General features: G+C 70.3%; 19 protein-coding genes. 10 read left to right on the forward strand and 9 right to left on the reverse strand.

Annotated features, from left to right (window positions below):
* Together G3I65_RS41435 and G3I65_RS41440 are read right to left on the reverse strand one after the other, a co-directional pair.
* Positions 1 to 235, reverse strand: a 235-nt coding sequence (locus G3I65_RS41435) for an MFS transporter (RefSeq protein ID WP_160700923.1), incomplete at its 3' end; no start/stop codon positions are given.
* A gap of 100 nt (positions 236 to 335) precedes the next feature.
* Positions 336 to 821, reverse strand: a complete 486-nt coding sequence (locus G3I65_RS41440; RefSeq protein ID WP_160700924.1) for a MarR family winged helix-turn-helix transcriptional regulator — start codon at positions 819 to 821, stop codon at positions 336 to 338.
* A 255-nt stretch (positions 822 to 1,076) separates the two neighbouring features.
* Here G3I65_RS41440 and G3I65_RS41445 point away from each other — a divergent pair, with 255 nt between their 5' ends.
* The 6 genes from G3I65_RS41445 (at position 1,077) to G3I65_RS41470 (ending at position 7,374) form a co-directional block, all read left to right on the forward strand.
* Positions 1,077 to 2,252, forward strand: a complete 1,176-nt coding sequence (locus G3I65_RS41445; RefSeq protein ID WP_203612656.1) for a globin domain-containing protein — start codon at positions 1,077 to 1,079, stop codon at positions 2,250 to 2,252.
* 193 nt (positions 2,253 to 2,445) lie between these two features.
* Complete coding sequence (locus G3I65_RS41450; protein WP_375336763.1) at positions 2,446 to 3,621, forward strand: globin domain-containing protein; 1,176 nt, start codon at positions 2,446 to 2,448, stop codon at positions 3,619 to 3,621.
* A 19-nt stretch (positions 3,622 to 3,640) separates the two neighbouring features.
* The gene (locus tag G3I65_RS41455; protein WP_160700925.1) at positions 3,641 to 4,357 is read left to right on the forward strand and encodes a dienelactone hydrolase family protein; all 717 of its coding nucleotides are present in this window, start codon (positions 3,641 to 3,643) and stop codon (positions 4,355 to 4,357) included.
* A 145-nt stretch (positions 4,358 to 4,502) separates the two neighbouring features.
* A complete protein-coding gene (locus G3I65_RS41460) occupies positions 4,503 to 5,261 on the forward strand; it encodes a lytic polysaccharide monooxygenase (protein ID WP_160700926.1) in 759 nt (252 codons plus the stop codon).
* Positions 5,258 to 5,791, forward strand: a complete 534-nt coding sequence (locus G3I65_RS41465) for a DUF305 domain-containing protein (protein WP_309235963.1) — start codon at positions 5,258 to 5,260, stop codon at positions 5,789 to 5,791. The genes G3I65_RS41460 and G3I65_RS41465 overlap by 4 nt, the downstream gene beginning before the upstream one ends.
* 176 nt (positions 5,792 to 5,967) lie before the next feature.
* Entirely contained in the window at positions 5,968 to 7,374 is a 1,407-nt protein-coding gene (locus tag G3I65_RS41470; protein ID WP_160700939.1) for an ATP-binding cassette domain-containing protein, read from the forward strand.
* A 50-nt stretch (positions 7,375 to 7,424) separates the two neighbouring features.
* On the opposite strand, the gene G3I65_RS41475 is transcribed toward G3I65_RS41470, so the two are convergent.
* The 7 genes from G3I65_RS41475 to G3I65_RS41505 all read right to left on the reverse strand — a co-directional run bounded on the left by G3I65_RS41475 (position 7,425) and on the right by G3I65_RS41505 (position 14,350).
* A complete protein-coding gene (locus G3I65_RS41475) occupies positions 7,425 to 7,850 on the reverse strand; it encodes a heat shock protein transcriptional repressor HspR (protein WP_125308982.1) in 426 nt (141 codons plus the stop codon).
* A 5-nt stretch (positions 7,851 to 7,855) separates the two neighbouring features.
* A complete protein-coding gene (dnaJ, locus tag G3I65_RS41480; RefSeq protein ID WP_160700927.1) occupies positions 7,856 to 9,025 on the reverse strand; it encodes a molecular chaperone DnaJ in 1,170 nt (389 codons plus the stop codon).
* A gap of 35 nt (positions 9,026 to 9,060) precedes the next feature.
* Positions 9,061 to 9,768, reverse strand: coding sequence for a nucleotide exchange factor GrpE (gene grpE, locus G3I65_RS41485; protein WP_160700928.1), 708 nt, complete (start codon positions 9,766 to 9,768; stop codon positions 9,061 to 9,063).
* A complete protein-coding gene (gene dnaK, locus G3I65_RS41490; protein WP_160700929.1) occupies positions 9,765 to 11,630 on the reverse strand; it encodes a molecular chaperone DnaK in 1,866 nt (621 codons plus the stop codon). Before dnaK ends, grpE begins: the two co-directional genes overlap by 4 nt.
* Before the next feature lie 179 nt (positions 11,631 to 11,809).
* Complete coding sequence (locus tag G3I65_RS41495) at positions 11,810 to 13,249, reverse strand: alpha/beta hydrolase (protein WP_160700930.1); 1,440 nt, start codon at positions 13,247 to 13,249, stop codon at positions 11,810 to 11,812.
* Between the two features lie 68 nt (positions 13,250 to 13,317).
* Positions 13,318 to 13,551, reverse strand: coding sequence for a hypothetical protein (locus tag G3I65_RS41500; protein WP_160700931.1), 234 nt, complete (start codon positions 13,549 to 13,551; stop codon positions 13,318 to 13,320).
* Between the two features lie 28 nt (positions 13,552 to 13,579).
* Positions 13,580 to 14,350 (reverse strand): DUF4097 family beta strand repeat-containing protein, encoded by a 771-nt coding sequence (locus tag G3I65_RS41505; protein ID WP_160700932.1) that lies wholly within the window; start codon positions 14,348 to 14,350, stop codon positions 13,580 to 13,582.
* 173 nt (positions 14,351 to 14,523) lie between these two features.
* Here G3I65_RS41505 and G3I65_RS41510 point away from each other — a divergent pair, with 173 nt between their 5' ends.
* The 4 genes from G3I65_RS41510 to G3I65_RS41525 all read left to right on the forward strand — a co-directional run.
* Positions 14,524 to 15,057, forward strand: a complete 534-nt coding sequence (locus G3I65_RS41510; RefSeq protein ID WP_160700933.1) for a YbhB/YbcL family Raf kinase inhibitor-like protein — start codon at positions 14,524 to 14,526, stop codon at positions 15,055 to 15,057.
* A gap of 205 nt (positions 15,058 to 15,262) precedes the next feature.
* Positions 15,263 to 15,865, forward strand: a complete 603-nt coding sequence (locus G3I65_RS41515; RefSeq protein ID WP_160700934.1) for a hypothetical protein — start codon at positions 15,263 to 15,265, stop codon at positions 15,863 to 15,865.
* 6 nt (positions 15,866 to 15,871) lie between these two features.
* Positions 15,872 to 17,881, forward strand: a complete 2,010-nt coding sequence (locus G3I65_RS41520) for a flotillin family protein (RefSeq protein ID WP_160700935.1) — start codon at positions 15,872 to 15,874, stop codon at positions 17,879 to 17,881.
* Positions 17,878 to 19,537 (forward strand): DNA repair ATPase (locus G3I65_RS41525; RefSeq protein WP_309235965.1); only part of this gene is annotated, 1,660 nt, incomplete at its 3' end. The genes G3I65_RS41520 and G3I65_RS41525, both read left to right, overlap by 4 nt.

Genomic DNA, 19,537 nt, shown 5'->3' on the forward strand with positions numbered 1-19,537 from the left:
GGAGCAGCTGGGCGCCGATCACCACCGTGCGCGGCCCGACGCGGTCGACGAGCCGGCCGGCGAGCGGCGGCACGACGAGGCCGCCGACGGTGCCGAGCGTGACCGCCGTGCCCGCCATCGCGAGCGGCACGCCGACCACCTGGGTCACGTAGACCAGGGCCAGCGGGAGGAACAGACCCGAGCCGAAGTTGTCGATCCCCAGCGCGCACAGCAGTGCGACCCGGCTATGCGTCACCCACCGAAGGTAACCCCGGAAAACGCCGACCGGTCAGGACCGAACGGAGACTTTCCCGCGCGCGAAAGGCAACTGCGAGTGTCACTCCGGCGGCACTGCGTCACTTGACCGGGGCGGCCGGGCATTCGGTGCTGCCGAGGGCACGGCGGAGGTCCGCGTTCATCCCCGCGAGCCGCTCGGTGAGGTCGGTGACGCGTTCGTCGTCCCAGCCACCGAGCGCCTTTTCCATGAATTCGAGGTAGTTGGCGCGCCAGCGGGCGAGTTCGGCCCGGCCCTTTTCCGAGACGCTCACCAGAGACGCCCGGCCGTCTTCGGGCGCGGGACGGCGGTCGACCAGCCCGGCGGCGGAAAGCTGGGCGATCTGCCTGCTCACCACGGACAGGTCGACGAACCGGCGCTTCGCCAGTTCGGACGGCCTGGCCTCACCGTTCTTCGACAGGTCCGAGAGCAGCATCGCGGCCGCCGGGTGCAGCCCCGGCTCGCTCTGCCAGGCTTGCATGATCCAGGCGTGCTGGAGCTGGGAAGCGGTCTTCAGCTCGCGCATGAGCTCGACCCGGACGTCGTCGTCGATGTCGTCGAAGCCCATCGGCACCTCCCTTAGTTGTGCAATACAAGTTTATTGCCGGACGCTTGCTCTGGGCAACCATCCGATCGGTGAGGTCGCCCACCCGCGGCTCGGGGGAAATACACCCGGTCGGAGCAACAATGCGGGCAAAAGGCCGCCCGGCGGCTACCCTGCGGACGGGCCGTGCGCGTGGCGCGTTCGGGTGACGTTGAGTGACGAGGTGGCAGCAGTGGCGATGGACCCGGGAGGCGGTCCCCGACCCGTGAACACCCGCGCATGACAGCCGACTCCGTCAGCCCGCTCCCGCGGTCGTCGACCTCGCGTGAAGCTCCCGCCGCGGTCGCCGCGATGGTCAAGCTCATCCGGGACAGCTGGGCCAAGTCCGAGCCGTACATCGCGGACATCTCGCAGTTCTTCTACGGGATGCTGTTCACCCTCGCCCCGACCACGCGCGACTTCTTCCCGATCAACATGGAGATCCAGCGCGGCAGGCTGGTGCGCGCGCTGGTGCACATCGTGCAGATGGTGGACCGGCCCGACGACCTGGCGCCCTTCCTGCGCCAGCTCGGCCGCGACCACCGCAAGTTCGGCGTGGTGCCGCGGCACTACGAAGCGGTCGGGACGGCGCTGCTGGCGTCGCTCAAGAACCACCTCGGCCGGGAGTGGACGCCCGAGGTCGAACGGGCGTGGGCCGAAGCCTTCACGATCGCCGCGCGCGCCATGCAGGACGCGGCCGCGGCCGACCAGAACCCGCCGTCGTGGCAGGCCACCGTGGTCGAGCACCGGCGGCTGACCTGGGACCTCGCCCTCGTCCGGCTGCTGCCCGAGCAGCCGGTGCCCTACCACCCCGGCCAGTACATGAGCGTCGAAGTGCCGCAGCGGCCGCGGCTGTGGCGCTACCTCTCCCCGGCGAACGCGCCGCGTGAGGACGGCGGCATCGAGTTCCACGTCCGCGCGGTCGACGGCGGCTGGGTCTCGCGCGCCATCGTCAGCCACACCCAGCCCGGCGACGTCTGGCGGCTCGGCCCGCCACTCGGCAGGCTGACGGTCGACCGCGAAGCGTCACGGGGCGTGCTGATGGTCGCCGGCGGGACCGGCATCGCGCCGCTGCGCGCGATCCTCGACCACCTCGCGCTGTGGGGCGAGAACCCGAAGACACACCTCTTCTACGGCGGCCCGGCCCGCGAGGACCTCTACGACCTCGAAGAACTGCGCGCGCTCGCGGCCACCAACCCGTGGCTCACCGTCACGCCGGTGGTCGAGCGCGGTGGCGACGTCCCCGGGTTCGAGCAGGGGACGCTGGCCGAGGCCATCACGCGCTACGGCGCCTGGCCCGGCCACGACATCCTCGTGTCCGGCTCGCCGTCGATGATCCGCGCGACGGTGTCGCGCATGCTCGTGGCGGGCAGCGCGCTGGACCAGATCCAATACGACCCGTTCACGATCGACTGATTCGTTTTCACGCACCGCCAGATCGAGTTGACCGCTTGTGGCCAAATTGGTCCGTTCGAGCGGGACCGCGCGGAATCACGCGCATCTGCACGGGAATACGCCTAGAGTCGGGAACCCTCGGGGGCGGTACCGCGACAGCGACGCCGCATGGACGGCGCTTTTACCTGTGCACGACTGGAGATTACCGTTCCCGATGAATGCTGAATCCGTGAAGATCTCCACGGCGCCCGAGGCACTTCCCGTTTCGGCCGTGGAAGGTCGCGAACTCGCTCGATTGATTCGTGAAAGTTTTGCGGCCGTCGAGCCGAGAGCCGATGAACTGGCGCAATACTTCTACGGCGTGTTGTTCGTGATCGCGCCCGATTGCCGCGATCTGTTCCCGGTGACGATGACGACCCAGCGGAGCAGGCTGCTGCGCGCGCTCGTGTACGTCGTGCAGATGGTCGACCGACCCGACGAGCTGGTCACCTTCCTCGGGCAGCTGGGCCGCGACCACCGCAAGTTCGCCGTCGTCTCCCGCCACTACGACGCCGTCGGGCTCGCGCTGATCGCGGCGCTCAAGCGGTTCCTCAAGGAGAAGTGGACGCCCGACGTCGAAGCGGCGTGGACCGCGGCGTACGGGCTCATCGCCAAGACCATGCGCGAGGCGGCCCAGGCGGAGACCGGGCCGGCGGCGTGGTCGGCGACCGTGCTGGAGCACCGGAAACTCGCCCGCGACGTCGCGCTGGTGAAGGTGCGCACCGAGGGGCTCCTGCCGTACCGCGCCGGCGGGTACGTCAGCGTGGAAGTGCCGCAGCGGCCGCGGTTCTGGCGGTACCTGTCGCCGGCGAACGCGCCGCGCGGCGACGGCAGGCTGACGTTCCACGTGCGCGCGGTGCCCGGCGGCTGGGTCAGCGGCAGCATCGTCAGCCACACGAGACCGGGCGACGTCTGGCGCCTCGGCCCGTCGATGGGCGCGCTCGACGTGCGGCCGACCACCACCAAGCGAGGGCTGCTGCTGATCGGCGGCGGCACCGGGATCACGCCGTTGCTCGCGATCCTCGACGACCTTTCCCGGTGGAAGCGGAACCCACCGGTGCACCTGTTCTTCGGCGGCCGAAGACCGGAGGATTTGTACGCTTTGAACGATCTGCGCCGGCTGGCCGCGACGTCCGAATGGCTGACGGTCACCCCGGTCACCGAAGAAGGCGCGCTGGCCGGCGGCGACCGCGGCACGCTCGCGCACGCGGTGACCCAGCGGGGCTCGTGGAAGAACCACGACGTCCTCGTTTCCGGGTCGCCGCCGATGATCCAGTCCACCATCGCCCAGCTGCTCGCCAAGGGCATCGACCTGGAGCGGATTTCGTACGATCCGTTCACCCTCGATTGAACGCGCTATCGTCGCCTATATGGAGACGACGATTCCGGTTTCGGACGGCACCATCGGCGGCTACCTGGCGGAGCCCGCCGGCGACGGGCCGCACCCCGGCGTGGTGCTCATCCACGACGCGTTCGGGCTGAGCCAGGACACGAAGAACATCACCGACCGCTTCGCCGCCGAGGGATACTTGGCGCTCAGCCCGGACATGTACTCGCGCGGGGGCATGCGCCGCTGCGTGCGCCGGGTGTTCTCGGACATGTTCGCCAACCAGGGGCGCAGCTTCGACGACATCGAGGCGTCCCGCGCACTGCTCGCCGCCCGCCCGGACTGCACGGGCCGGATCGGCATCGCCGGCTTCTGCATGGGCGGCGGCTTCGCCCTCGTCGCGGCGTCGCGCGGGTTCGAGGCGTCGGCGCCCTACTACGGCCAGCTCCCGAAGAACCTGTCGGTGCTCGACGACGCCTGCCCGGTCGTCGCCAGCTTCGGCAAGAAGGACTTCGGGCTGCGCGGCGCGGCGGCGAAGCTCGAGACGGCACTGACCGAGCGCGAGATCCCGCACGACGTCAAGGAGTACCCGGACGCGAGCCACGGGTTCGCGAACAAGGTCGACGTCGCGCTGCCGCTGAACCTGCTGCTCAAGGTCGTCGGGTTCACCTACCACCACGAAGCGTCGGAAGACGCGTGGCGCCGAGTGACGTCTTTCTTCGGCGAACACCTGCAGCAGCCGTCCCGACCTTCGCACTGAGCCGAGCGGAGGAGCGAAATCGTCGAACGGCGGTAGTTCGTTGACCGTTGTGCCCGAATCGACTTATGGTCTAGACCACATCTTCCCCGGATGTGCTCGTTCGTCCTCCCTCCGGAACAGAGCTGTTCCCCCTCGAGGAGCCGAAATGACCTGGAAACGAAAGCTCTTCGCGGCCGCGGCCGGTGCACTGCTCGCACCGGTGCTGGTCGTGGTCCTCCCCGCCGCCACCGCGAGCGCGCACGGTTACGTGTCCGACCCGCCCAGCCGCCAGGCCAACTGCGCGGCCGGGAAGGTCCCGAACTGCGGCGAGATCATCTACGAGCCGCAGAGCGTCGAAGGCCCGAAGGGGCTGCGCAGCTGCAACGGCGGGCTGTCCCAGTTCGCGCAGCTCAACGACGAATCGAAGGCGTGGCCCGCGAAGTCCGTCGGCAGCACGGTGACGTTCAACTGGGTGTTCACCGCCCGCCACTCGACGACGAACTACGAGTACTACGTCGGCAACACGCGCGTCGCGGTCTTCAGCGGCAACAACCAGCAGCCGCCGCCGACGCTGTCGCACACGGTGAACCTGGCCGGGTACTCGGGCCGGATCAAGGTGCTGGCCATCTGGAACATCGCGGACACGGCCAACGCGTTCTACAGCTGCGTCGACCTGCAGGTCGGCGGCGGGGGCACCACGCCGCCGCCCACCACCACGCCGCCCCCGACCACGACTCCGCCGCCCACCACGACCCCGCCCCCGACGACGACCCCGCCGTCGACCGGCACCTGGTCGGCGGGCACGGCGTACCAGGCGGGCGACGTCGTGACCTACAACGGCGTGAGCTACCGCTGCCTCCAGTCGCACACGGCGATCGCGGGCTGGGAACCGCCGAACACCCCGGCCCTCTGGCAACGCCAGTGAGACTGGTCTTGGCCGTCGTCGCGCTGCTGCTGACCGGATGCGGCAGCGGCGCGACGCCGGCCACCCCATCGCACAACGCGGCCGACGTGATGTTCCTGCAGATGCTGATCCCCCAGAACGAGCAGGGCATCGAGATCGTCCGCCTGGCCGCGAACCGGCCGGTTCCGGCGTCGCTGAAGGAGCTCTCGGCGGCGATCGAGGTGACGCAGCGGACCGAGGTCGACCAGATGAAGGGCTGGCTCCGGGCGTGGAACGAGCCGGAGTCGATGGCCGCCGGGGCCCACGCCGGCCACGGCGGCATGAAGATGACGTCCCCGGACCTGGTGGGCGCCCTGAAGTCGGCCCCGGACCCCGAGTTCACCCGCAAGTTCCTCGACGTGCTGACGGGCCAGCAGCAAGGCGCGGTGGAGCTGGCCCAGACGGAGAACGGAACTTCCGGCGGCGTGCACCCCGAGGTCCGCGACCTCGCCCGCCGGGTGATCGAGTCGCGGACGGCCGAGGTGAAGCAACTGCTGAACTTCAAGACCTGACCCGCGGCGCGGAACCGCGGGCAGCCGGGAGGGGCTGCTCGCGGTTGCGCCGGTTATTCACTTGGCCGCGTCCGGCCCCCATTGCGGACCCGCCGCTGACGGCGGCGCACCCCCTTTTTTCTGCCCGCCGTTCCGGTCCTCGCCGGGCGGCCGCTTCCGTGCTGCCCGGCTCCCTCCTGAGCCGCGGAGCCACCTTTGTCTTCCCCTGTTTTCCTTCGCCTGCCCACCTGCGCGCGGAAAACGTCGGCGTCACCCTGGGTTCACGCCGGGTGCTGCACGACGTCAGCGTCACCGTTTCCGCCCGGTCGCGGCTGGCGATCGTCGGCGAGAACGGGCGTGGCAAGACCACGCTGCTGCACGTCCTCGCCGGCCTTCGCGCGCCTGACCACGGTGCCGTCCACCGGACCGGCACCGTCGGGCTCGCGCGGCAGGCGCTGCCGTTCCGGTCCGGTGAGACCGTCGGGACGCTGACCACCGAGGCGTTGCGGGACGTCCACGCCGCCCTGCGCGCGCTCGACGTCGCCACCGAAGACCTCGCGCGGTCGGCCGAAGGCGCCGAAGAGCGCTACGACGAGCCCGGCAACCACCTCGACGCCGCCGGACTGGCGTTCCTCACCGCCCGCCTGCGCGGGCACGACGGCGGGGTCGCGCTGGTCAGCCACGACCGGGCGCTGCTGGCGGACGTCGCGACCGAGTTCCTGGACCTCGACCCCAGCCAGGACGGCCGCCCGCGCCGGTACGCCGGCGGCTACGACGCCTGGCAGGACGGGCGCCGCCGCGATCGCGAGCGGTGGGTGCAGGAGCACGAGGAACAGCAGGACACACGCCGGCAGCTGACCGCCGCGGTGGCGCAGGCCCGCGACCGGCTCAGCACCGGCTGGCGCCCGGACAAGGGCACCGGACGGCACCAGCGCCAGACCCGCGCGCCCGGCGTCGTCCAGGCGCTGAACCGGGAACGGGCCGCGCTGGAAGCCCACCGCGTCACCGTGCCCGAACCGCCGTTGTCGTTGCGGTGGCCCGATCTCGGCGCTCCCAACGGGGCGGCCTTGGTCCGGGTGGCGGACGTCAGCGTCGACGGCCGCCTCGACGGCCCGGTTACGCTGACCCTCGACCACGGCGCCCGGCTGCTCGTCACCGGAGGCAACGGCGCCGGCAAGTCGACGCTGCTGTCGGCCATCGCGGGTTCGCTCCCGCCGACGACCGGCTCGGTGCGGCACCTGGCCGGCGCGCGCGTGGCGTTGATCGGCCAGGAAGTCCCGGCCTGGCCGGAGGATCTGACGGCTCGCCGGCTCTACGAACGGGCCGGCGTCCCGTTTTCGGCGATGGGTCTCCTGGACGCCGAAGCACTGCGCACCCCGGTCGGGCGGATGTCGCAGGGGCAGCGACGCCGGCTGGACCTCGCACTGCGGGTGGCCGGACGGCCGGACGTGCTCGTCTTCGACGAGCCGACCAACCACCTGTCGGCGACGCTCGTCGAGGAGCTGACCGAGGCCTTGCTGACGACCCCGGCCGCGGTGGTCGTCGCGACGCACGACCGCCGCATGCTGGCGGACCTGGCGGCCTGGCCACGGCTGGAGCTCTGACGCGAGAAGGCCTCCCCGGTCGCCCGGGGAGGCCTTCTCGCGTCATGTGTTCAACGGCGCTTGGGCCGCCAGACCACCATCGCCGTCTGCTGGTTGAGCGGTACCAGGTCCCGGCGGTAGGACGCGTGCGCCGCCGCCGCGGCCTGTTCGCCCGCGACGTACGCCGCGGCCAGTTCTTCGGTCAGCTCGGTGATCCGGGCCCGCAGCGCGTCGACCTGGTTCTCCAGCTCGATGATGCGCTTGATGCCGGCCAGGTTGACGCCGTCCTCCTGCGACAGGCGCTGGACTTCGCGCAGCAGCGCGATGTCCCGCATCGAGTAGCGCCGCCCGCCGCCGGAGGTGCGGCCCGGCGAGACCAGGCCCTGCCGGTCGTAGGTGCGCAACGTCTGCGCGTGCATCCCGGCGAGCTGTGCCGCCACCGAGATGACGAACACCGGGGTCTCTTCGTCGCCTTCCTGGGGGATCCCGCCGAACATCCCACTCACCTGCCTTCGAGCAGCTCAGTGATCTCGGGCCGGGGGTCGTGCCCGGCCATCGCTTCGGCGTACGCCTGCAGAGCTTCGCGCGCCTTGTCGTCCAGTTTGGCGGGAATCGCCGCCTGGAGGGTGACGAGCAGATCACCTTGCGAACCGTCCCGCTTGGCGATGCCCTTGCCGCGCACGCGCAGCACCCGTCCGCTCGCCGTGCCCGGCGGCACCTTGAGCGAGACTTTGCCTTCGAGCGTCGGCACCGTGATCGTGGTGCCCAGCGCCAGTTCCGTGAAGTCCACCGGCACGGTGATCGTCAGGTCGAGCGCCTTGCGCCCGAACAGCGCGTGCGGGGCCACGTGCACCCGGACGTACAGGTCGCCCGCCTGCGCGCCACCCCGGCCCGGCTCGCCCTGACCGGCCAGCCGGATCCGCTGGTCGTCGTCGACGCCCGGCGGGATCCGGACGGTCAGCGTGCGAGTCCGCGTGCTGACGCCTTCGCCGCCGCACTCGGGGCACGGGTCGTCGATGATCGTCCCGCGGCCGCGGCAGTCGCGGCACGGCTCCGAGAACGCGAAGGCACCCTGGCTGCGGCTGACCAGCCCCGACCCTGAACAGGTCGGGCAGGTCCGCGGCGACGTGCCCGGCTTCGCGCCGTTGCCACCGCACGTCGAGCAGGTCGCCGGGCTCGACAGCCGCAGCGGCAGGGTCGCGCCCTTGACCGCCTCGGTGAAGTCGATCCGGACGTCCGTCTCGACGTCGGCACCGCGCTGCGGCCGGTTCGCCGTCGCACCCGCCGAAGCGCGGCCACGGCCGAACAGCCCGCCGAGGATGTCCCCGAGCCCGCCGAAGCCGCCCTGCTGGCTGGCGCCGGCCTGGCCGAAGATGTCGCCGACGTCGAAGCTGCCGGTGCCACCGCCGCCGGGGAAGTTGAACCCGCCCCCGCCGCCGAAGAGCCGCCGCGCTTCGTCGTACTCCTTGCGCTTGCTCGCGTCGGAGAGCACGCCGTAGGCCTCGGAGACCGCCTTGAACTTCTGCTCCGCGTCCGCGTTGCCGGCGTTCGCGTCGGGGTGGTTCTCCTTGGCCAGCTTCCGGTAGGCCTTCTTGATCTCGTCCGAGGTGGCGTCGGAAGAGACGCCCAGCTCACGGTAGAAGTCCTTACCGATCCATTCCCGTGCGCTCATCGGGCGTCTCCTCCTCCCACTTGAACCGGATACCGCTACTGCTGCTGTTCATCGACTCCGCCGCCGAGTGGCAGCTCGCCACCGACGGGCGGGTCCACCGGGGCCGCGCCGGGCTCGTGGTCGGTCACGCCGACCAGCGCCGCCCGCAGTACGCGGTCCCCGAAGCGGTAACCGCGGCGCATGACCACGGTGACCGTCGGGCCCGCCACGTCCGGCGAGGTGTTGTGCTGCACGGCCTCGTGCACGCTCGGGTCGAAGGCTTCGCCCTCGGCGCCGAACGACTCCAGGCCCGCGCGCTGCAGCCCGCCGATCAGCTTGTCGCCGACCGACTTGAACGCCCCGGTGAGGTCACCGTGCTGCTCGGCCCGCTCGAGGTCGTCGAGCAGCGGCAGCAGGTCGTTCACCACGGACGCCTTCGCGCCGAGGACGACCGCCTCGCGGTCGCGCTCGACCCGCTTGCGGTAGTTGGCGTACTCCGCCTGCAGGCGCTGGAGGTCGGCGGTGCGCTCGGCCAGCTCCTTCTCCACGTCGGAGACCACGGACACCGATTCGTCCACAATGGACTCGCCGAGCGAGGGGCCCGCGTGCTCCACGGGCTCCTCTTCCGGCTCCGGCGCGGCGTGGGCCGGACCGGGCGGGCGGACCTGCCCGGTCTGGGGGTCCACCCGACGCCGATCCCGCACGACCACCGGCTCCTCGGGGCCTCGGCCCTGGTTCTCGGATTCGTCGTAGCTATGGGTCACTTCTTCTCGTCCTCTTCGACGATCTCGGCGTCCACCACGTCATCGGCCTTGGCCTGGCCGCCGGCTGCACCGGCGTCCCCGGCCGCCCCCGCGGCACCTTCGGCGCCCGGCGCACCGGCGTTCGCGTTGGCGTACAGCGCGGTGCCCAGCTCCTGCGAAGCGGTGTTCAGCTTCTCGATCGCCTCGCGGATCTTGGTCGAGTCCGTGCCCTTCAGGGCTTCGTTGGCCTCGTCGATCGCGGACTTGACCTTGCCCTTGAGCTCCTCGGGCAGCTTGTCGTCGTTGTCCTTGAGGAACTTCTCGGTCTGGTAGACCAGCGTCTCGGCCTGGTTGCGGGTCTCGGCCTCTTCGCGACGGGTCTTGTCCTCCTCGGCGTGCGCCTCGGCGTCCTTGACCATGCGCTCGATGTCGTCCTTCGGCAGCGCGGAGCCACCGGTGATCGTCATCGACTGCTCCTTGTTCGTGCCGAGGTCCTTGGCGAGGACGTGCACGATGCCGTTCGCGTCGATGTCGAAGGTGACCTCGATCTGCGGCACGCCACGCGGGGCGGGCGGGAGACCGGTCAGCTCGAACATGCCGAGCTTCTTGTTGTGCGCGGCGATCTCGCGCTCACCCTGGAACACCTGGATCTGCACCGACGGCTGGTTGTCGTCCGCGGTGGAGAAGATCTCCGAGCGCTTGGTCGGGATCGTGGTGTTGCGCTCGATGAGCTTGGTGAACACGCCACCCTTGGTCTCGATGCCCAGCGACAGCGGGGTCACGTCCAGCAGCAGGACGTCCTTGACCTCACCCTTGAGCACACCGGCCTGCAGCGCCGCGCCGACCGCGACGACCTCGTCCGGGTTCACGCCCTTGTTCGGCTCGCGGCCGCCGGTCAGCTCCTTGACCAGCTCGGACACCGCCGGCATGCGGGTGGAACCACCGACGAGCACGACGTGGTCGATGTCGCCGACGGCGATGCCCGCGTCCCGGATGACGTTGTTGAACGGGTTGCGGGTGCGCTCGAGCAGGTCCGAGGTGATCTTCTGGAACTCGGCGCGGGACAGCGTCTCGTCGAGGAACAGCGGGTTCTTGTCCGCGTCCACGGTGATGTACGGCAGGTTGATGCTGGCCGAGTTCGAGCTGGACAGCTCGATCTTCGCCTTCTCCGCCGCCTCGCGGATGCGCTGCAGCGCCATCTTGTCCTTGGTCAGGTCGATGCCGTTCGTGGCCTTGAACTTGTCGACCAGCCACTTGACGATGCGCTCGTCCCAGTCGTCACCACCGAGGTGGTTGTCACCGGAGGTCGCGCGGACCTCGACGACGCCCTCGCCGATCTCCAGCAGCGAGACGTCGAACGTGCCGCCACCGAGGTCGAAGACCAGGATGGTCTGTTCCTTCTCGCCCTTGTCCAGGCCGTACGCCAGCGCGGCGGCGGTCGGCTCGTTGACGATGCGGAGCACGTTCAGGCCGGCGATCTGCCCGGCCTCCTTGGTGGCCTGCCGCTGCGCGTCCTCGAAGTACGCCGGGACGGTGATCACCGCGTCGGTGATGGTCTCGCCAAGGTACGCCTCGGCGTCGCGCTTGAGCTTCATCAGCACCCGGGCGCTGATCTCCTGCGACGTGTAGTTCTTCCCGTCGATCTCGGTCTTCCAGTCGGTGCCGATGTGCCGCTTCACGGACCGGATCGTCCGGTCGACGTTCGTCACGGCCTGGTTCTTCGCCGGCTGACCGGTCAGCACTTCGCCGTTCTTGGCGAAGGCGACGATCGAGGGGGTGGTCCGGGAGCCTTCCGAGTTGGCGATGACCGTCGGCTCGCCGCCCTCAAGGACGGCGACGACCGAGTTGGTCGTGCCGAGGTCGATGCCGACCGCTCGCGCCATGGTGCTTTCCTCCTGTGTAAGCCTGCTATGTTCGTGACCTGCACGTTCGTCCCCGCCTTGAGCGGGTCCCTGGCAAGTTTAGTCTGGTCTTCGCGTGCCTCGTCAAGCCGGACTTGAGTCGACTGCGCTCAACCTTCGTACTCAGCCTAACGAGGCCGCCCCGGTTCTTGTTCCCGGGTTCAGCGGCAGAGTCGGCGAGAACCCGGTGTGAGCCCGCTCACCAGGTAGTCCACCTCGGCCGCCCGGGCGCAGGCCGAGTTGAACAGGCCCGTGTGGCCGTCGTCGAGGCGGGTGAGCAGCGCCGAACCGTCGATGCTCGCCGCCAGGCCGCGGGCCCAGGACAGCGGGGTCGCCGGGTCGTGGGCGCCGCCGACCACCAGGATCGGCGGGGCGCCGTGGACTGGGTGCGGCCACGGTGGGTTCTTCGCCGGGATCGGCCAGCCGGTGCAGCCGCTCGTGAAGTCCCAGTACTCGGAGTACCGCCAGCTGTGCGGCGCCACCGCGCGAAGCACCCCGGCCGTCGCGCCCATGTCCACCGGCCCGGTGAACGGCGACGGGAAGTCGTGGCAGCCGATCGCCCGGTAGGCCGCGTAGATCGGGGACTGGAACTGGTTGCGCTCGGTCAGCCCGCGAGCGTCCGGGAACTCCCCGCCCGCCGCGGCCAGCGCCTTGCCCAGCGCGGGCCACTCGTCCCGGAGGTAGAGGTGGTTGTAGACCCCCGCCGAGACCTCGTCGGCCGTCGCGTGGCGCCCCAGGTCGCTCGACCAGATCGCGCCACGCGCCGCCCGGCCAACGACGTCGTCGTAGAACCGGAGGACGTCCCGGCCGTGCAACGCGCACCCGGCCGAGCCGCGGCACCAGTCCGCGAACCGGACCAGCGCGTCCTCGGTCCCCGCGGCCTCCTCGAGGATCGCCTGCCGCAGCGGCCGGCCGTGGTCGACCGCGCCGTCCAAAACCATCGTGCGCACCCGGCCGGGGTGCGCCGACGCGTAGACCGCGCCCAGCTCCGTGCCGTACGACAGGCCCAGCCACGAGATCTTCGGCTCGCCCAGCGCGACGCGGATCGCCTCGATGTCTTCGGCCGCGCTCCGCGTGTCCGCGTTCGCCAGCAGCGGACCGGTGCGGGCCAGGCAATCCTCGCCCGCCTCGCGGTTGTGCGCCACCAGCGCCTCGAACTCCGGCCGGGACGCGGGGAACCGGTTCAGCGCCGGATCCCACAACGACGGACCGCACGCGATGCGCGGCGTGCTGAACCAGTCCCCGCGCGGGTCGAAGCCCACGACGTCGAACCGCTGCCGCAGCCGGGCGAGATCCGGCGAGGCCAGCCCGCCGAACTGCACGAACCCGACCCCCGAGCCACCCGGCCCGCCCGGGTTCACCAGCAGCGAGCCAATGCGGTGCGCCCGGTCGAGCGCGGGCAACCGGGTCAGCGCCAGCCGCGCCGACCCCAGTTCCGGTTGTGCGCGGTCGATCGGCACGTCGACCGACGCGCATTCCGCCGTCGGCTCCTGCTGCGTGGCACAAGGTCTCCACGACAGCGAAGAAGCTTCGGCGACGGCCGGCACCACCGCCATGAGCACGACCACCGCGACGGCCGCCGAAATCCGGCGCAGATCCATGATGCGTTTCCTCCCCCTGCACGCCGTCCTTCGGCGCACCCCATTCCTAACAGCGACCCCCGACAGGATCAGGAGCGCCGGGTGGTCCAGGAGGAGAAGTAGAAATCGGAGTTCCCTTGCCGCACAACGACTTCCGCGGGCGTACCCACCCAGGAAGTCACTCGATAGTGGGAATCCACGGCGACCGGCACCCCCTGCGCCGGCGTCGCCGCGGACTCACCCCGCGCGAAGCCGACGACGCCGAACATCGCGACCGCGCCCAGCAGCGCGGCAGCCAGCACGCGCCGTTCGATCTTGCCCATCGGAAAATCCCCCGTAGTAAGGAAAAAGTCAGGCCGCGCGGACCGTGACGCTGCCGCTGTCGGTCGTGAGGTCGAGCGTGTGCGCCGCGGACCCGTCGGCCGGGACGCCGATGTCGCGGTGCCCGCTGTCGCTGCCACCGACAACGCGGTAGGGCCCGCCCGGCACGGTCACGTCGACGCTCCCGCTGTCGGCCTTCACCTTCACGTTGTTGGCCTGCTCCAGCGAAAACTCGACGCTGCCGCTCTCGGACGTCACGTCGACCGGGCCGCGCACGCCCTTGCCCTCGATGCTGCCGGAACTGGCGTGCACCTGGACCTCGCCGACGTTCTCCAGGTCGATGCCGCCGCTTTCCAGCCGCAGCTTCACCAGGCCCGGCACGTCTTCGACCTTGGCGTGCCCGGAGTCGGCCTGAACGTCCACACTGGCCACCCCGCGGACGTCCAGCCCGCCGGAGTCCAGCCTGCCGCTGACCGGCACCCCTTCCGGCACGACGACCTCGAAGTCGACCGAGCAGTTGTTCCCGCAGTCGGTGAGCACGAGCTGGTCGCCGTCGACGCGGTAGAACGTGTCGCCCGGCTTGCCCCGCCAGTGGTAGTTCACGGACTGGTGCACGGTCGACGGCCCCGAGCCGGTGCGGATCTTCACCGAACCCGAGTCGCCTTCCAGCTTCACGCTGCGAATCGTCTCCGACAGCGTCTTGCTGTTCTCGAAGTCCGATCCCCAGCCCCAGCCGAACGCGGTCGCCAGCCCTACGCCGATCAGGACGATGCCACCCAGAGCCAATAGCGGGCGCGCCATGGTCGTGGTCCCCTCAGTGTTGTTTCCTCTGCATCGAGAACGTTATGGCCGGGGTGGGACCGAGTACATGGGGGTAACCCCCCGAAGAACCCTGAGATCCGTCCCTGACACGCGGGGGCGGTGCCGGGGGCCTAACCTGGCGCAAGTCTCCAGTTCCGTGATCAGGAGGATCCATGCCGCAAGCACCCGGCCCGTACGAATCCCTGCCCGACGTGCCGTCGTTCACCCTCCGCAGCACCGACGTCGCCGACGGCGAAACCCTGGCCACGCCCCACTTGTCCGGCATCTTCGGCGCCGGCGGCGAGGACCGGTCGCCGCAGCTGTCGTGGGAGGGCTTCCCGGCGGAGACGAAGAGCTTCGCGATCACCTGCTACGACCCGGACGCCCCGACCGGCAGCGGCTTCTGGCACTGGGCCGTGTTCAACGTCCCGGCGTCGGTGACGGAGCTGGCGTCCGGCGCCGGCGACGGCTCGGGCCTCCCCGAAGGCGCGGTGACGCTGAAGGGCGACGGCGGGGTCAAGCAGTTCCTCGGCGCCGCGCCGCCGCCCGGGCACGGCCCGCACCGGTACTTCTTCGCGGTGCACGCGCTGGACGTCGACAAGCTCGAGGTGCCGGAGGACGCGACGCCGGCGTTCCTCGGCTTCAACATGTTCGGGCACACTCTGGCGCGCGCCGTCCTCACGCCGGTGTACGAGAACAAGGGCTGAGCGTTTCCGCGGCCCGGCACCGGCCTGACCGGCGCCGGGCCGTTTTTTGTCGGTGGCCGATGACACACTGCGGTCATGGCACCACCCAACGCGACAACCGTCCGCCGTGACCGATTCGTAGTCGAAAGCCCTGTTCAGGCCGGGTTACAGTCCTGCTCCGAGGCTTGCGGCGCCGAAGCCTCCCAGGGGGAAGGAACCGACGTCGATGAGCGGGTTCGTCGCCGCGGCAACGGGTTTTCCGGCCGTGCTCTTCAGCTTCCTGCTGGTCGTGGTGGTCGGCTACTGGCTGCTGGCCCTGCTCGGCGCCATCGACCTCGACCACGGCCACCTCTTCGACGACGGGTTGTTCGCCGGGTTCGGCGGCGTTCCGCTCGCCATCTCCCTCTCGCTGCTCACCACGTTCAGCTGGTTCCTCAGCCTCGCCGGCACGGTGGTGCTCGAGGCCGTCCACCCGGCCACGCCGGTGCGGGTGCTCCTCGGGGTCGCCGTCCTGCTGGTCGCCCTGGTCCTCGGCGCGCTCGCCACCCGGGTGCTCGTGGTGCCGTTGCGCCGGCTCTTCTCCGGCGCGGCCGAGCCGACGCGGGCGGACTTCGTCGGACGGCCCTGCGTCGTCCGCACGTCGACCGTGACGCACGACTTCGGCCAGGCCGAAGTCACCGCCGCCGACGGCTCGTCGGCGATCGTCCAGGTCCGGTTGGCCGGAGCGGGCAACCTCCACGCGGGCAGCCGCGTGGTCATCTACGAATACGACTCCGAGGGCGAGTTCTTCTGGGTCAGCCCGCTGGAACTCGAAGCAGAAAAGGACTGAGCTGGAATGGATGCCATCGGCTTGGGGGCCGGCGTGGTGATCGCCGTCGTCGTTCTGATCGTTCTGGTGCTGTTGTTCGTCGTGAGCCGGCTGTTCCGCAAGGTGCCGCAGGGCAAGGCGCTGATCATCTCCAAGGTGCGCAAGGTCGACGTCACCTTCACCGGCGCCATCGTGCTGCCCGTGCTGCACAAGTCCGAGGTCATGGACATCTCGGTGAAGACGATCGACATCGCCCGCACCGGCCAGGAAGGCCTGATCTGCCGCGACAACATCCGCGCCGACATCCGGATTTCGTTCTTCGTGCGCGTCAACAAGACCGTCGAGGACGTGGTGAAGGTCGCGCAGGCGATCGGCACCGAGCGCGCGAGCGACCAGTCGACGCTGCAGGAACTGTTCAACGCCAAGTTCTCCGAGGCGCTGAAGACCGTCGGCAAGCAGCTCGACTTCGTCGACCTCTACACCCAGCGCAACGAGTTCCGCGACCAGATCATCCGCGTCATCGGCACCGACCTGAACGGCTACAGCCTCGAAGACGCCGCGATCGACTACCTCGAGCAGACCCCGATGGCGTCGCTCGACGCGGCGAACATCCTCGACGCGCAGGGCATCCGCAAGATCACCGAGCTGACGGCGATCGAGCACGTGCGCACCAACGAGTTCCGCCGCAACGAGGAGAAGGAGATCACCCGCCAGGACGTGGACGCGCGCGAGGCGATCCTCGAACTGGAGCGGCGCCAGTCCGACGCGGAGATCAAGCAGCGCCGCGAGGTCGAGACCACGCGGGCGCGCGAAGAAGCCGAGATCGCCAAGGTGCAGGCCGAGGAGCGGCTCAAGGCGCAGGCCGCGCAGCTGCGCACGGACGAGCAGCTCGGCATCCAGCAGCAGAACCAGCAGCGCGAGATCGAGGTCGCGGGCAAGAACCGCGAGCGCGTCATCGCCATCGAGTCCGAGCGGATCGAGAAGGACCGCCTGCTCGAGGTGATCGGCCGCGAGCGCGAGACCGAGCTGTCCCGGATCGCGAAGGACAAGGAGCTCGAAGGCGAGAAGCGGTCGATCGCCGAGGTGATCCGCGAGCGGATCGCCGTCGAGAAGACCGTGGCCGAGCAGGAAGAGAACATCAAGAAGCTGCGCGTGCTCGAAGAGGCGCAGCGCTCGCGCGAGGCGCTCGTCATCCGCGCCGAAGCCGAGGCGCAGGAGAACCTGGTCAAGGACATCAAGGCCGCCGAGGCCGCCGAGCAGGCCGCGAAGCACAAGGCGCGGGAAGAGCTGATCCTCGCCGAGGCGCGCCAGCAGGCCGCCGAGCTGGAGACGCGGGCCAAGATCCGGCTCGCCGAAGGCATCCAGGCCGAGGAGGCCGCCGCCGGTCTCGCCGCCGCGCAGGTCCGGGAGCGCGACGCCGTCGCGCTGGAGAAGGTCGGCCGCGCCGAGGCGATCGTCGAGCGCGAAAAGGCGACTGTGGTCGCCGAGGCGCTGCGCGACAAGCTGAAGGGCGAGGCCGAGGGCCTCACCGAGAAGGCCGCCGCGATGGCCGCGCTCGACAGCGCGAGCCGGGAGCACGAGGAGTACCGGCTCCGGCTGGACGCCGAGAAGGAGATCCGGCTGGCCGCGCTCGACGTGCAGCGGGACGTCGCCGAAGCGCAGGCCGTCGTGCTCAGCGCCGGCCTGGAGAAGGCCGACATCGACATCGTCGGCGGGGAAACCGCGTTCTTCGACCGGATCGTCGGCTCGATCGGCCTCGGCAAGAGCGTCGACGGCTTCGTGGAGCACTCCGCCGTCGTCCAGTCGCTCGCGCGGCCCTACCTCGACGGGTCGGCCAGCTTCACCGACGACCTCGCCAAGCTGATCGGCGCGGTGAGCACCGAGGACGTGAAGAACCTGACGCTGTCGGCTTTCCTGGCCCAGCAGCTGAAGACGGGCGGCCCGGACAGCGACAAGCTGCGTGAGCTGATGGTGACAGCACAGCGGCTCGGCCTCGCCGAGACGTCGGTGGCCACCCTCGTGCCCGCGAAGCAGTGACCGCGGCCGGACCGGAGCTGGACGCGGGCACCTACGAGGTGCTCCGCGCCCGGCTGGCCGCACAGGCGGCGGAGCTGGCGAAGCGCGCGGACGAGCTCAACGCGCGGCGGCTGGAAGTCTTCGGCGGCACGCAGCTCGCGCTGGTCGGCACCGAACGCATCCGCACCGCGAACAACTGCGTGCCGCGGGACATCGTCGCGGTCGGCGGGCGGATGTTGTTCGGCTACAACGTCTTCATCGGGCTCAAGCCCGAGACCGCGGTCGACGACGTCTTCTCGCTGCAGCGCTTCAGCCACGACGAAGAAGCGTTCCGGTTCGACGACGTCAGCGCCGGCGAGCTGCCCGAACTGCTGCGCGACGAGCAGTTCGGGCGGGACTTCGGCGAGCTGTACCGGTACTACCGGCAGGCGCGGCTGCTGCAGCTGCGGCGGCTCGAGGGCAAGCTGCTCGCGGTGTTCCAGATCGGCCCGCGCACCGAGGACATCCGGGTGCTGCGGTGGGCGGTCGCGGCCGACGGCGCGGTGTCCTACCTGGACAACCGCGGCGAGCGCGACCACGTCTTCCCGCCTTCGCACGATTTCGAGTGGGTCGAGACCACCCGCGAGCACCACGTCCTCGGCCGGCACCCGCACATCTCGATCGAGGACGAGGTGTTCGTCGAGACCGTCGGCGGCACGCTGACGATCAAGGTCGAGAACAACACCGAGACCGGGGAGGGCGTCTACGCCGAGCCGGTCGACGAGCCGCTGCAGAGCCTCGCGGACGCCGAAGTCTCGTACGCGCGGATCGGCCCGCTGATCCTGCTGCGCATGCTGCCGTACAAGGAGACCGAGTACCGCTACCTGGTGTTCAACACGCGCACGCGGGACGTCGCGCGGCTCGACGGCATCGGGCAGGCGTGCCAGCGGCTGCCGGAGGACCACGGCATCATCTTCCCCGGCGGCTACTACCTCGACACGGGCGCCGGGAAGACGTTCGACACCACGGTGGACGGACTCGAGTTCGAGCGCGTGATCCGTTCGCCCAACGGCGAAGACGTGCTGTACGTCTTCCACGCGCGGGCCGAGGGACGCTCGCTCCTGCTGCCGTACAACGTGATCCGCAAGGAGGTCGCGACCCCGATCCCGTGCCACGGCTACTCGCTGTTCGACGACGGCACGATGATCCTGTTCCGCGCGCTGTCCGACGAACCGAGCCGCGTGCACCCGATGCAGGTCTGGCGGACGCCGTTCCAGTCGGACACCTACGCGGCGGCGCAGCCGGCCGGCACCGGGCCGCTGGAGCGGGTCGGCAACGCCGACCTCGTCCGCGGGATCTCCGACTGCCTCTCGATCACGCGGATGGCCGGCGAAATGGCGCCGTCGGCGGCGGTGTTCGAAGCCCTGATCGCCGCCTGCGCCCGCGTGTTCGACCACTACCACTGGCTCGGCGAGGCCGAGCTGGGTGACCTGCGCACGCCGCTGACCGACGTCCGGGTGACCGCCGAGCAGGTGCTGGACGAGTTCGAGACGGTCACCTCGCTCACCGCGCAGGCCGCCGAGGCCGTCGACTCGGCGGCGGCGGACACGGCGTCGCTCGTGCGGCGGGTGCGGGGCGAGGCGCTGAACGCGGCGGACGCGTGGGTGCGCCGCCTCGCCGAACTGCACCGGGCCCGCG

It is taken from the genome of Amycolatopsis sp. SID8362 (assembly GCF_010550475.1).
GTDB lineage: Bacteria > Actinomycetota > Actinomycetes > Mycobacteriales > Pseudonocardiaceae > Amycolatopsis > Amycolatopsis eburnea.